Annotated in this window: 13 protein-coding genes; 1 reads left to right on the plus strand and 12 read right to left on the minus strand. The window is 46.1% G+C overall.

What is annotated here, in order from left to right; translation table 11 throughout:
• Position 1: 1 nt before the first annotated feature.
• From K6Y31_RS03120 to K6Y31_RS03135, 4 genes are read right to left on the minus strand one after another with little or no spacing between them, the layout of a single operon-like run.
• The gene (locus K6Y31_RS03120; protein WP_233051375.1) at positions 2–655 is read right to left on the minus strand and encodes a potassium channel family protein; all 654 of its coding nucleotides are present in this window, start codon (positions 653–655) and stop codon (positions 2–4) included.
• Positions 656–668: 13 nt separating this feature from the next.
• Entirely contained in the window at positions 669–2,129 is a 1,461-nt protein-coding gene (locus K6Y31_RS03125; RefSeq protein ID WP_233051376.1) for a TrkH family potassium uptake protein, read from the minus strand.
• Complete coding sequence (locus tag K6Y31_RS03130) at positions 2,122–2,820, minus strand: response regulator transcription factor (protein WP_233051377.1); 699 nt, start codon at positions 2,818–2,820, stop codon at positions 2,122–2,124. The genes K6Y31_RS03125 and K6Y31_RS03130 overlap by 8 nt, the downstream gene beginning before the upstream one ends.
• Positions 2,821–3,852, minus strand: a complete 1,032-nt coding sequence (locus K6Y31_RS03135) for a sensor histidine kinase (RefSeq protein WP_427901889.1) — start codon at positions 3,850–3,852, stop codon at positions 2,821–2,823.
• A 383-nt stretch (positions 3,853–4,235) separates the two neighbouring features.
• On the opposite strand from K6Y31_RS03135, the gene K6Y31_RS03145 reads away from it, so the two are divergent.
• Positions 4,236–4,520: a hypothetical protein gene (locus K6Y31_RS03145; RefSeq protein WP_233051379.1), complete on the plus strand. Its 285-nt coding sequence runs from the start codon at positions 4,236–4,238 to the stop codon at positions 4,518–4,520.
• Between the two features lie 123 nt (positions 4,521–4,643).
• Here the strand turns inward: K6Y31_RS03145 and K6Y31_RS03150 are convergent, their stop codons facing one another.
• The 8 genes from K6Y31_RS03150 to K6Y31_RS03185 form a co-directional block, all read right to left on the minus strand.
• Entirely contained in the window at positions 4,644–4,838 is a 195-nt protein-coding gene (locus tag K6Y31_RS03150) for a helix-turn-helix transcriptional regulator (RefSeq protein ID WP_233051380.1), read from the minus strand.
• Between the two features lie 213 nt (positions 4,839–5,051).
• Positions 5,052–6,266: a type II toxin-antitoxin system HipA family toxin gene (locus K6Y31_RS03155; RefSeq protein ID WP_233051381.1), complete on the minus strand. Its 1,215-nt coding sequence runs from the start codon at positions 6,264–6,266 to the stop codon at positions 5,052–5,054.
• Positions 6,259–6,579 carry a helix-turn-helix domain-containing protein gene (locus K6Y31_RS03160; protein ID WP_233051382.1) on the minus strand — a complete coding sequence of 107 codons (321 nt, stop codon included), beginning with the start codon at positions 6,577–6,579 and terminating at the stop codon, positions 6,259–6,261. Before K6Y31_RS03160 ends, K6Y31_RS03155 begins: the two co-directional genes overlap by 8 nt.
• A gap of 1,025 nt (positions 6,580–7,604) precedes the next feature.
• A complete protein-coding gene (locus K6Y31_RS03165; RefSeq protein ID WP_233051383.1) occupies positions 7,605–8,603 on the minus strand; it encodes an L-threonylcarbamoyladenylate synthase in 999 nt (332 codons plus the stop codon).
• Between the two features lie 12 nt (positions 8,604–8,615).
• Complete coding sequence (locus tag K6Y31_RS03170; RefSeq protein WP_233051384.1) at positions 8,616–9,404, minus strand: DUF6671 family protein; 789 nt, start codon at positions 9,402–9,404, stop codon at positions 8,616–8,618.
• Positions 9,405–10,325, minus strand: a complete 921-nt coding sequence (gene cysD / locus K6Y31_RS03175) for a sulfate adenylyltransferase subunit CysD (RefSeq protein ID WP_233051385.1) — start codon at positions 10,323–10,325, stop codon at positions 9,405–9,407.
• A 10-nt stretch (positions 10,326–10,335) separates the two neighbouring features.
• Entirely contained in the window at positions 10,336–12,765 is a 2,430-nt protein-coding gene (locus K6Y31_RS03180) for a YbcC family protein (RefSeq protein WP_233051386.1), read from the minus strand.
• Complete coding sequence (locus tag K6Y31_RS03185) at positions 12,762–14,354, minus strand: NADH-quinone oxidoreductase subunit L (RefSeq protein WP_233051387.1); 1,593 nt, start codon at positions 14,352–14,354, stop codon at positions 12,762–12,764. Before K6Y31_RS03185 ends, K6Y31_RS03180 begins: the two co-directional genes overlap by 4 nt.
• Positions 14,355–14,374: the final 20 nt, after the last annotated feature.

Here is a 14,374-nt window from a genome sequence, read left to right on the forward strand (position 1 = left end):
GTCACACCAACCTTGGGGCAAGGTACTTTAGCTCAGCGCGAGTGCCGCACAACAGAATGATATCATTTGCTTTCAAGACAAAATCATGGCCAATCTGATTAAGCACGTCTTGTTCACGTTTGATGAGGACAGTTTGCACACTGCCTTTGGCATCACCAAGAACTTGTCCCATCGGAGTGTCGTGTAACGATGCTCTAATATGAATTTCAACCACATATAAGCCATGACCTAAAGACAAGTAATTATTCACCATTGGATAGTTTAATGCTTGGGCGACACGCACGCCCATCTCCTCTTCAGGATGGATAATGCGCTGAACACCAAGTTTCGATACGATGGTATGGTGTGCTTTAGTACTGGCCTTAACCCAAATCTCTTTAACACCGAGGTTTTTCAACGCCAAGGTACAAAGCAAACTCGACTGCATGTCTTCACCGATAGCTATCAATACCGCTTCACTATTGCCAAGATCTAACTCACGCAGCGCACTTTCATCCGCGGAGTCACAAATAATCGCTTGCGTTAACTCCTCGACATATTTCTCAACAATTTTGGGGTCACGATCAACCCCCGTCACTGTGTGCCCAAGGTGGATCAATTCCAGACTGGCTGCGATGCCAAATCGCCCAAGTCCAATAACAGTAAAATGTGCCATAACAATACCTTAATTATTTTTTCCAAAAGTGTGGCAATAACATGGCTAATACTGTGAAGTACTCCAACCGACCAAGAATCATTGCCAAATTTAATATCCAGATGCCAGTATCAGAGACAGGTTGGAAATTGCTTGCCACTACGCCAAAACCAGGGCCAAGTACATTGATACACGCAACCACCGCCGTGAAGGACGACCAAAAATCAAGCCCTGTTACCATCATCAGTAAGGTGAACACTACCGTGCTCAGCGCAGCAAGAGACATAAAAGCCATCACAGCATTAGTCACGTCGGAGGGCACCACACGCCCTTGATAGCGAATAGGTAAAATGGCTCTAGGATGAATAAGCTGGCGAATTTCTCGTCGAATGACTTTGAAAGTGATGATGTCACGCACGAATTTGTTGCCCCCTGCGGTTGAGCCTGAGCAACCACCAAGATAGGCACAAAAAACCAAAAAAAATGCGCTTGCCGCAGGCCAACTGCCCAAGTCCGCCGCCCCAAATCCAGTACTGGTCATAAATGAGATAACACTGAAAATGGCAAAACTGAGTGAGGTAAAAAAATCATCGTAAGCAGAATGGTTAAAGAGGTACCCGCCTAAAACAAAAGAGAGCGCAATCGCGGTCAGTATGAAGACTCTCGACTCCTCATCGGAAGCATACAGACGTAACCCTTTAAAGCCATTTCGAAACACACGGAAATGAAGGCCGAAACTTATCGCCCCCAACATCATAAAAATGTTGGACAACATAAGGATGAGGTGGCTTTCAAAATGCCACATACTGGCGTCATGTGTCGAGAATCCCCCTGTTGAAACGGTGGTAAAACTGTGTGCGATGGCATCGTAACCCGACATTCCTGCTAAATAGTAAGCCAACGCACACGCAACGGTAATCGCAAGATACACGCCCCAAAGGTAGTGCGCAGTCTTATTGATACGTGGCGAAAGTTTATCATCCTTAATCGGACCTGGCGTTTCTGCTTTAAGCAGCCGCATTCCACCGACATTGAGCATGGGCAGTACCGCGACGACAAAAATCACCACACCCAGCCCGCCCATCCACTGAAGAAATTGACGATACAGCAGAAAAGACTTCGGCATCTCATCTAATCCCGTCAAAACTGTTGCTCCCGTCGTCGTTAAGGCGCTGATGGACTCAAATACCGCATCTGTCATGCTCACCTGAGTAACGAAATGAATCGGTAATGCACCTAAAAAACCAGTTAAAACCCAAGTTAAACTGGCAAAAATCAACGCATCTCGAAAAGTGACTTTATGCAGTTCACTTTTTCTCAACATTACGGACAATAAAAAGGCGCTGACTATCATCACGACCGAAGGGGATAAAAAGTCACTGGATATACGATCTTGAAATACAAACAGCGATAACAGGCCAAACGTGCCTTGTACAATCCCCATCCAAAGCATAGGCATGACCAATAATCGAAGTGTATTCTTGATATTAATCACAGGGAGGCTCCATCGAAACTAAACGGTAGCCAATCCCTGATTCGGTTTTAATGAGTTGTTGTTCGTCTGCACTGTCGTTGAGTTTTTTACGCAACTGGCTAACCAGTACGCGCAGGTAATGGGTATCGTCGGTATGACTTTCGCCCCACACTTCTCTCAACAAGTCTGTTTGCTTCACAAGTTGCCCAGGTGCAATCATGAGCATTTCAAGAAACGCAAACTCCTTTTTGGTCAGAATCACTTCGGTATCGTACAGCCAACATTGATGGGTACTTTTTTGTAGCTTGACCCCACTAAAAGTAACGATATCGTCGCTAAAATGGTTACTGACCAAGTCTCGCAGCAGTACCTTGATCCGTACAATAAGTTCTTTAATGCCAAACGGCTTACTGAGGTAGTCGTTAGCTCCTGCTTCAAGCAAGCGGATCTTCTCTTCTTCTTGATCGCGTGCCGTTAGGATGAGCACAGGTGTTTTACTTGACTGACGGATCATCGATAGAAACTCGATACCATCGCCATCAGGCAATCCTAAGTCGAGCACCACTACATGCGGCTGAACACGATCAAATTGCACTTCTGCCGTCGCTAACGAGTCTGCCCCCACGTAATCAAAGCCTTCAGCCGCCAAAGAAATGCGCATAAAGGTTTGGATTTGAGGCTCATCATCCACCACCAGTATTTTGTAGTTCAATTACTGCTCTCCCTGTTGACTGCTTGGCAGCGAAATCCGAATTAAACAACCTTGTTGTACTTCTACACATTCGATATGGCCTTGATGGGCTGAGACCACGCCTTTTGCCACACTCAATCCAATGCCTGAGCCAGAATCGTCACTTCTTTTTTCCTTGCCTGAATAAAACAGCTCGAACATTCGTTCTGCTTCATCGGGTTGCAGTGATTGCCCTTGGTTGTAAACCTCAATCACCACATTCTGCTGACTCTGATAAATCGTCACACTAACCTGTTTATCTTTGGGGGAATAGCGCAACGCATTGTCCAACACATTGAATAACGCCTGCTCTAGCAAAGCCCGACTAACCTCAACCAATGAAACCGCCCCATTGACGACCACCTCAATACTTGTGGCGGATGAAGAGAAACGGCCAATGACGCTTTTTACAATGTGCACAATGGATTCTTGTTGCTTCTGGATACGAACCACGCCGTGCTGCAATTTCGTCGCTTGCAAAAGGTTCTCTATGTATTGGTGTAAACGATGGCTTTCTTTGATTGCACTGTCGAGCAGTTCATCCTTTTCTTTGGCTTGCAGTTGCATCTGGTATTCTTTGAAGGTAGTAAGATTACCAATAATCCCCGCGAGCGGCGTTCTCAAATCATGGGATACAGAGAGCAAAATTTGGTGGCGCAATTGAACTTGTTCTAGCGCATTTTGTTGGCGTCGATATCGCTCAGCGAGCTGACTGGTAGTAAAGGCAACCACAATAAAAACAAGTAAGTTGATGATGTCATCCAAGTGGAACATCTGAAGCGAATACCGAGGCGTGGTAAAGAGAAAGTTGAAACTGACGGCTTCGGCAATCGCAGCCACATAAGCTATCCGCGAGTCACATTGGAGCGCAATCACAACGATAGAAAGTTGTAGTATCAGTAACACCGCGATGGTTGAGCCTGACCAGTGATCAAGCCCTAAAGATACGACAAGAGCGAGAATAAGCACCGATGCTGATAAGAAATAACGCTTCTGTAGCCAACTCATTGTCATATAAATCATTTGAAAGAGAATCTTATCGGCGACTCTATCAGATACGGAACAAGGGTTCGCGTAAAAAAAGCGTAAAAAAAGGCGCAGCACAATGGTTCGAGTTGAATTCGGCGAGAGCTCATGAAACTGAAATCACCGGCTACGCAAAGTCCCAGATTGGTTACCTTAGCGCGGAAAAAGCTTCTTAAAGTAACACGAGAACATGCCGCTACCGCAAGCAACAAGTTAGATAGCACCAGCAAAGCAATTAGGAACCGTTGCCATCGATTCTCTAATCTAATTGCTGTGCCTTGCCATTTTCCAGAGGTTTTCAAATATGCAAGCAAAAAAAATGTGTAAGAAATATGCTGCTCCATCCGTCTATTTAGATACAAGGTTAAGTTATGAGGATCATCACTATGTGTTCATCACCAAAATCAAGCGGTCACGTCCATATTAATCGAGCACCTATAAAAGCGTTTGGCGAAGGCCTTACAAAAGAACAGCGCTTACATTTTGTAGAAGTGGCCAATCGTGCCGATGAGCGTCGCCAACAAAGACTTGAAGCCAAGCGTCGCTGGGAGCAAAAACATAATACTGGCAGAAGCAAACAGCAACATATATCCAAGTTACCTCAAGATGCTTATTCAGCGAGAATTTGTAGGCTGTTAGGCGTGACGCTGATTTGAGACATAGTTATTCTACGTTGAAAATCAGCAACAAAGCATAACAGCCTACAAAACTCGCCCTTTGGGAGCCGACAGGCTTACCATTCAACTGGCGTTTTGGACAATAAAAGAAAGAGGCTCAGCTCAGTCCTCTTTCTTCTCATACTCTTCCAAGTCTTCAATGTGCCACAGCTTGTTTCGTGTATTTCGGTTGATACGAGGTTGTGGCAAGCTGCTATCTTTAATTCTTCGCCAGAGCGTCGTATAGCTAATGTGGTAACGAGCCATCACTTCGTAAAACGTTAGAAAAGGGGTTACTTGGTAAGCTACTGCTGTCATCTGCATTCTCCTGAAAATCAATGTAAAGCTATCATCGCCTGATTCATCACCGGTTGATGGTCAGAAAGATGCATGATTTGTTCAGAAGATCTGCCTTATGAAAACACTGGTATCATTATTCAGTTTACCAAACGTCCAATTTGCGGCGCAAAGCGCCGTAAAATAGCGTGAAGTTAAACCATCTCGATATGTACCGTTCTACCTACTAGGAATTCAGCGTAGCGGTATGCTTCGTAAGTGCGTTTCGATGGCTTCAATCACTGACTTAGTAAGGGGTAAATGCGCTTTTTCTTTCGCCCATACCTCATGGAAGCCTGCTACAGTTTGCTTTGCGGTATCTAACACCAATTTTTCTGGCAACATGGCTTTAGCCACTAAGTGTGATAGCTCATCCAGCGTGAAATCGCTGAATTTCTTGCTACGGCTAACCTTAAGCGACGCACTATCATCTGGGATATAAGGAATGGTTGAAACAAAGTCATAAGCAGGTGCAATAGACGCTGTGCGCTTATCTTTGTAGATCACAGACCAATTCTTCAAATGCATATCAGCATTTCCAATTAGAGTGTTGAACACCAATCGGCGAGTAAATTCTGCAATATCATCGTCTTGCCCTTCAATACCGATAACCTGAGCAATATTGCGCATACTGGCTTTTTTGTATTTATCTTGAGGATAAACGCCAAACACTTGCGCAAAGTCCTCAATGTGCACAGCTTGACCATCTGCACGGTCAAAACGTTTGATCACAAACGCACTGTCACCAAATTTGCCAATGCCATTTGGGATATTAGCAATCTGATCAATGGAAAGTAACTGAGTCTCGGGCACATCCATTCCCAACATGCGAGCCAATTCCATCATCGAATATTCATTTTCTGGCACCGCGTCAAATCGAGATGACGGCAACTTCACAATCCAAGAGCCACCTTGACCGGTTGCAGGAATAGTCAAACCACCGTTTGCCTCTTGTACGGCTGAAAACTTCAACTGTACACCCGCTAATGAAAAACGCATTGGAACATCTATTTTCGTTTCATCGTCAATGTCTTGATGCACATTAGGCGGCAGCGCTTCACCATCCGCCGGTTCAACCGTGATCGCGCCTGCTAAATCTTGCCCTAGCACCCACAATAGAAAAAATTCCCGTGCTGGGTTCACACCGGCACGCTCAGCCAGGTAATTACGCATGGTTTCTTCTGGTAAAAGGTTGGAAAAAAACGGGGTTAACTTGGTCTGAGTAGGTTTGAAATCAGTCAGCAAGCCACCTAGCGAATCTTTAAAGCCAAGTCCTAATACGGGCCGTGATTCGTCATTAATGTACGAATCCATAAAGGCAAAAAGTGTTCTGTCATTGCCCACGTTGGTGATCGTTGCGATGGGCTCACCGTACAGCAAAACGTTGAGCGTAGAGACATTGTTAGTCATCGTCGTCTTCCTCTAAATGATATGCGGGCGACATTGACTCACGCTCATCGCTGATGCCGTTAATACCTTGGCCACTTCGAATGATCGACTTGATGGCAGGTACAGATTTTTTAGGCGCAACCAATAGCTCTAGGTCGAGTACACGGGCAAGTGCAATCAAACTGGATATTCTTAAATCAACACCGCCAGACTCGATTTTAGAAATATGGCTTTGAGGCACACCCGAACGAGCACTTAACTCTCTCTGGCTAAACCCCTTTCGTACCCGAGCTTCTCGAAGACTTTCTAGTATCTGCTCTGTTACATAGCTCATTTCGATACGCCTTAATGCATCAATTAAGAATAAATATATACAAAAACATATCACCCAAATCTCGCAAACACAAGAATGATTAGCTATTATGTATCAAAAACCAAAAATTGATATATCATTACACATAGACAGGTGCAGATATTTGTAATTGACAAAAGAGAGATGCCCTAGCTGATAATCGCGAACTGACGCATCAAATCCCCGAAGTACTTTTGCCGCTCAGCCCATATACAGCAAGGGCTACAGAAGAACTCGTGTCAAATAGCCGAAGGATAAGTGTAACAAAAAAGGAAGTTTGTACACAGTCGCAGGAAATTTTGTACACACAGGCCGAAAAAATGAGTACAAAATGATGGTGTAAACAGCAATTAAATTTGAAGGTAAGTCCGATATCTCAATTAGCAATAATCGTATTGTTTCGCTTCAATAATCTTCCAAAATAGACACTAAACCAAAAATCACACCAAGAATACATCCCTTCATTGAGTTTTGTAATTTGGTACAGAAGAAAATATTTACCAAAAAAGAAACCCTTTTTAACGGCAGTACTTTTCACGCCAAACCCAGTAAACAAAAGCCCTACAGCCAGATTTGTATCATGGGATTTTCGCCAAAGGCCTCTAAAACGGAATTTGTACTCAAGTTTGTACACACTTTCCGAGGTTACGCTTGAACATCATTGAAAAGAATAGAAACGAGAAAAAGACAAAAAGTCTTTAAACTCAGTACGTAGAGATGTGATTGTGGTGTGCAATGAAAGGTGATTTTAAGCGTTGAAAGGCTGGGCGGCATCGGGGTGAGAGATGATAGCGAAAGTTCTTCGATTTTTGATTTCATTGAGAAAATCTTGGTTTGCCATGTATAAATTCTTTTAGTTTGTACACGGATTTGTACACACTTTTGGAAGTACTCTTTTCAGTTCTTCGCTTGTCAAATCCGTCGTGTTAACCGTAATTGGCCGCTATTTTCGCTGATCTGGGCGTTAAACAACCAATGGTTCTTAATCGCTCGCCAATCATTTGGCACTAGTAAGAAGCCGCGCGCGATAACCTATCGTTAATCGCACGCCAATCATCACTTTGTGGTGGTAGCTCAACCAAAATGTTCGCAACTCCCAGTTGGTCAACTTGGTATAAGGTGACATATAACTGCTGGCCATATAAAGCGGCATCGGTTGGCATTTCGCGCCATTGCGAGGCAGTTAACCCAGCGGCTTTCGCCTGCACAATGGCTTGTTCTGACCATAATAGCAGGTAATTAGCTTGCCCTTGCAACTCAGCCATATCAGCCACCAGCAGCTCAGTGGTCACTAATCGAGCCGGGGTAATAGGCTGATAATGAGCCTTAACATTACCCGGTACCACTTCAACATGCTGCTTTGGCATCTCAACATCACAGCCTAGGGCAACATCCAGCTGCTGTTTCGTGATGGGGCCGGCGCGTAAAATACGCGGTTGCTCACTAACTAAATCTAAAATAGTAGATTCTAATCCGTGCGCACAAGGCCCGCCATCAAGTACCGCGGCAATACGCCCATGTAAGCCTTTACTGACTTGCTCTGCAATAGTTGGGCTAAGTTGTTTATAACGATTAGCTGACGGCGCCGCCAGTCCGCTATCTAGCTGCGCTAATACCGACAAAAACAACGGGTGAGCTGGCACTCTTAAGGCAATGGTATCAAGGCCGCCGGTCACCACGTCATCAACATGAGGCGCTTTTTTCAGTAATAAAGTTAACGGCCCCGGCCAAAATTGCTCGGCCAATGCATAAGCTGTTGCAGGAATATCTGCGGCCCACTTTTCAAGGTGTGATACATCAGGAATATGGACGATTAAAGGGTGATTTTTAGGCCGACCTTTGGCGGCGAAAATTTTGTCTACCGCTTGTGCATTGGCGGCATCTGCCGCTAGGCCGTAAACGGTTTCCGTGGGCAAGGCCACACACTCACCTTGTTGTAATAGCTGCACAGCTTGGCTCACTGCTTCATCACCATTTAGCAATAAGGTTTCATAGTTTTGGCTCATGCTTTTTTATTCTCACGGATTACAAAATTGACAATACTTAGGGTCGGCTCTGGACACGGGCTGCGGCTCTGGCGAGCGGTAAGCACATCCATCACAAATACGAACCGACAATTTTACCTGATGTGTCGGTAAACTGCACATAGCACAAGGCAGTCCCGGCTGTTTTTCTTTGATCACAAAATTAACTTGTTGGCATTGTGGACATTTTTCACTAAGTCGGCGCGCTAAATCTTGCCCCGCCTTGGCGATCATCAACTGACGCTCGGGGCAGTGCATGGCGCGCAAGTCTGGCTCTATCTGTATGTTATCGACATTTGCCTCATGTGATTGCCATAACTCAAATATTTCATCAGCCGACAATCCTTTATCGATTTGCTCGAAACGGCGCATGATCCAACGCTGTTTGGGGTATTGATTTAAATGTTCCAGTAGTCCATCTTGGCCATGGAAACCTTGCAATGAAGTGGGACCGCTCGCTTTAGCATAAACCGAGAGTCCCGTTGAATGTTGATATAGACACAGCACCTCTTGGTTCCAGTTGATTAAACCGGGAGCGGGTCCCCCGCCAAAGCTGCCTTCGCTACCTAAGCCCCAATCTGAACCGGTTAGTTCACAGGCTTTTCTTGCTTTGGTTAACGCCGCCTGTGGCGGCGTTAAGGTGCGTTTAATATCGCCAGCAAAGGTGCCTAAGCTGTCGGTATCAAAGCTTGAAGATTCTTCAATAAAATACCCTAAAGGCGCAAGACACGGAGCGATCAAACGCGCTTTTTCATGCTTAGTTGCCAGTACCACTCTTGGCATTTAAAAGTACCCTTCTTTTTTCTTCTTCTCCATCGAGCCGACTTGGTCTTTGTCGAGCAGGCGCCCTTGGCGCTCACTGGTATTGCTAATTAACATCTCCGAGATAATATCCAATACCGTGGTGGCTCGACTCTCTACCGCCCCCGTTTGCGGGTAACAGCCTAAGGTGCGAAAGCGGATCCAGCGCTCTTTTAAACTACTTTTCTCTGTCGGCGTTAAAAACGGCAACATTCGCTCATCATCAAGGGCTAATATTTGGCCACTGCTGTCATCAATCCAACTTAGGCGCGGCGCGGCATAATACAAGGGCACAATGTCAATTCGCTCTTGATGGATGTATTGCCAAATATCTAGTTCGGTCCAGTTAGAAAGTGGGAACACGCGCACCGATTCGCCGGGATTGACCTTAGCGTTGTACACATTCCACAGCTCTGGTCGCTGTGATTTGGGCTCCCAGCGGTGATTAGCCGTTCTAATGGAAAACACCCGCTCTTTGGCGCGCGACTTTTCTTCATCACGGCGCGCGCCGCCTAATGCCGCATCAAACTTAAACTGGTCTAGCACTTGTTTTAACGCGATCGTTTTCATCTGATCGTTATAGATAACGGAGCCGGAGCGAATAGGATGAACCCCCATCGCCAATGCTTCTTCATTGGTATGGACATGCAGCTTCAGTTGATGTTTTTCGACCAAGGCATCCCTAAACTCAGCCATTTGCTGGAATTCCCAAGTGGTATCGACATGCAACAAGGTAAAGGGCACTGGCGCTGGCGCGAACGCTTTGCGCGCTAAATGCAACATCACCGTTGAGTCTTTACCGATTGAGTAAAACATACAAGGTCGCTCAGCACTGGCAGCCACTTCACGAATGATATGAATGCTTTCTGCTTCTAACTGTTGTAAATGTGAAAAATGCGTCATCCTAAATCCCTTATTGTGGTAACCATTGCCCCTGATAAAACCGCTCAATCACGCCACTTTCATCCCAACGCAGCAGATATAGCCATTCGTTATTAATGAGGTGGCGCACGTTGTCGTGCTTGGCACTGATTTGCTCAATCGGCTCACGAGGCGCAGCAACATACACGGCTAGGCGTTGTGGTTGGTGCATCCATTTTTCACCGTTGTGCACTGATTGCATGGACAGACCAATGCGTAAGTCGCCGCCATTACCTTCAAATACGCCAATATGCCCGCCTACCGCGTTATGTAACACCTTGTTGCCACTGCCGTATTTACTGTTGTCTGTCACAGAAGCGTTGTACTGGGTGTTGATCCAGTTAGTGACCACCATCGGCGCGGTTAAAATCAACTCAAGCACCGCAAAACCGGGGTCTTGCTGGTATTGGTAATCATGTAAAAATGCCCGGCCATGTAAGTTTACTTGGCGAGTCCAACTGCGCGGCGCAACAATAAAGGCGGCATTGTTGGCTAGCCCCCACTCAGGGCGAACCTGCGACCAGTCTTGACTGCGCTTAATCAAGGCTTTATCAAGTTGCTCATCGGTTGCATTTTCCAAGCTGGTATCCAATAACGGCGCACGCTCTCTTTGTGCCGCTGTTGTCGCCTCTTTTAACCAATTGCTAACCGCGTCACTTAGCGATGGCGTAAAGCAATCAATATGATCGGTGGTGGTGTTATGTAGCGCCGCGACAAAGCGTGTGCCCTCTGGGATCACCACCCCTTGGCTAACCAGATTTTGGCGCACCTCTTGATCATTTAATAACTGCGCCAATACGCGCACGTTCACTTCACCGGTTTGGCCACCGCAAGCGCCGCAATCAAGGCCTGCGGCGTGCAGGTTATTAGCGCTGTGGCTACCGTGGCCGACTAACAGTACCTTTGGCGCAAAACTTGTCAGTCCAATGCCATGCAGCACACCTTTTGCCAAGCTCGTTTTATCTGCGATGGACAACGCCTCACCTTGCGCGCTCATCTCCCAATCCCCTTGGTGTGAAAGACGATTGACTGGGTTAGCTTCGCCTTTGGCAAAAAATGATTGCTTAAGCATTTTTAAGCTATAGAGCCAGCCGGTGGACTCAACCATAGAAAAAGCAGAGGGGGCCCCTTGTGACCAACTTTGCCAACGTGCCCGTAAATTTAATTTTGCTTTCTCGCCTTTATTATCACTTCGCTCAGTGACGCGAATAACAGGCTTTAATAAGCCGGGCAGTTGCGGTCGCGTCAGCTCACTTGGACTAGGTTGATACTCCAGTGGCAAGCCAAAGAAACCGGCAAAGCCAAAGGTTTGAATATTTTCATGTTGTGACTCTAATGCTCTGCGCATCACTTCTGAGCGCACATCAATACAAAACACCGCTTGCAACTCAGGCGCTACAACTGGCTGAGGGATGGCATTTTGCAGCTGTTGGTTAAGCTGATGTTGATAGCTCAACTCTGCGGCTTTAACCCATACCCAAATGGGCCGTTGCATCTGCTGATACGCTTGTACCATTGACGACAGCTGCGCCTTCTCGCGCTGCCATGACACATTCAGTTGCGCAAAATGGATTGGTAATTGCGCCTTGAGGTAGCGCCATATCACTAGGTCCCACGCCATGCGAATAGCGAGAAGCTGGTGCATTTCATCGTTAGGCTGCTGATTGAGATCGCCCTGCCAACGTAAGTAAGCGACCCAAGACGCCCAACCGTTTACATCTAATAATAATGCATGGCTATAGGCGGCTAAGGTGTCATTATCTAGCGAAAATGCCTCGATGGCCTCTGCTAATAAGGCCTCATGCGTATCAGGCAATTGTGCAAAAAACTGATGCAAGCCGGGCTCATCCATGACAATGCTCAGCCCTTTATTACAACGCGTTACATCAAGCCAGTGGCGATATAAATCGAGCTGCTTACTGGTATCGCCGCGGCGTAATAATGGCTCTAACTCTTGATAATGCGCGGCGCAAAATTGACTGATTTGATGAATAATTTCGTCGCGCCACGCCATTTTGTGTGGGTCACGCTGACTGTCTAACAAATCGGCAATATTATGCCAGTGCACACTTTCATCTTGCTGGGTTAAAAACGCTGTTAACTGTTGCGCGGATAAATCACTCGCTAACTCAACTGATGCTTGCTGCAATGCCGCTTGGCTTATTGCACCTGATTGATATAAGTTGAGGTAATATTGCTTAGGCATTTGTAAATGAACACTGCCTAATACCCCTAAATTCGCGGCAACTTGCTCGATGCGTTGCTCACGCATTTGCCAAAATGGATTTACCGCGATCATTTGATCTAAAGGCCAACTTGGCGCAATTTTTTGCGTTGCGGCAAGTAATATCGATTTTTGCTGCTCCGATAATGGCTGCTTCGACAATGGCTGGTTGATAATTGATGCGCTTGCATTACTCATTGATAAAGCTCCTTTAGGTTATTCTCTTGCTCGGCTTCTAACACTTTGATGTTCGCTCTTTGTGGTAACCGCACGGGCCAGAGCTTAAGGGTAAGGCGAGTCAGCCATTCATCAAGATACAGCCCCGCATACAAGGCGATGGAAATGCGTTGCATGGCGGCTTTATGCCCTTGATAGCGCAGCAAACTGCTCATCACAAACAAGCTAATAAACAAGGCTGCCACCCAAATATCCGCCGCACTCAGCGCTGCAACACTCAGCCCAGATGAAAGTAGGATAAGTTGTGCTATCAGCGTTTTCATTAAGCTGTAGCTGATAACAACCAGTGCAGCTAAACCTAAAATGGTTAATAAATTGGTTTTATTGCTAATGCCGCTGCGCTGAGCAATGAGTAAGGTTAATGCTGCTATCAAGAGTACCCAGATACTCCAAACACCTTGATATCCAAGTGCCGTGATAGCGATTAATACGAAAGCCGTGGCAAACGACCCCGCCAGTAACCAATCTAGACGCGATGGATTTTTTGAGGGCGCTAGGCGACGCTGCATATCTTCATTCACCGCATTACCTGCATTTAAAAAGGCATAAGCTTTGTAGGCTGAATGGGCTACCAAATGCAGTAATGCCAGCTCGAACAAGCCAAGGGCACATTGCAGCAGCATGAGTCCCATTTGCGCACTAGTTGACCACGCCAACCGCACCTTAACGCTGATCCGCGTTGCCATAATGAGTGCGCATATCACGGTAGTTAAACCCGCGACCACCAGCACTAGCCATTGCGCCAGCGGTACTTGCACAAACAATGGGGCAAATAAGATAAGTAACACACCACCAAGGTTTATCACGCCGGCATGTAACAAGGCGCTGATTGGCGTTGGTGCTTCGACAACCTGCATTAACCAACCATGTACCGGTAACTGTGCACATTTGATCAGTGCTGCAAGGGCAATCAGCACACCAGCAATATGGTCAAAGGCAGTTAACGACAGCGCACTATCGGACTTAACTTGAACAAAATGCGCCAGTAAGCCATCAATAAATAAGGTGCCATGTTGTAAATAAAGTAAGGTAAAGGCGCCTAACAGCAGCAATTCTGCTAACCGCGCTAATAAGAACTTTTTATGGGCAGCCAACACCGCGCGAGGTCTATCAGGGTAAAAAGTAAGCAGTTTATGTAAGGACAAGCTAATACCGACCCAACCCAGCCAAAACAAAACCAGATGATTACTGATCAACACCAAGGTGACTGCCGCCAGCGTATTGAGGAGCCAGCGCCAATAAAAGCCAACGCGCGCCTCCCCCGCCATATAGTTATTAGAAAATTTAATTAGAATTAATGTCATGAATAACACCAGCCCTAACATCACCGCACTGAGGTTAGAAAAGCTAATGAAGTGCGCGACTGGCATGTCAGTTGATAGCGTTGGTCGAAGGGCTACCGCTGCAATATATACCGCGATCAAGATGACACTTAATCGAAGTAATGTAGGCCCTGTCTTTTCCCTTGGTGCTTGTTGAGACCACCATCCCGCGAGTGCAAGACTCAGTGGAATACTGATAAATAAAAGTGAAGATGCCAACATAATCATTTTTGCTCCCTGTTTTAGAC

Origin of the sequence: Motilimonas cestriensis (genome assembly GCF_021295315.1) — a bacterium.
GTDB lineage: Bacteria > Pseudomonadota > Gammaproteobacteria > Enterobacterales > CBDFNC01 > Motilimonas > Motilimonas cestriensis.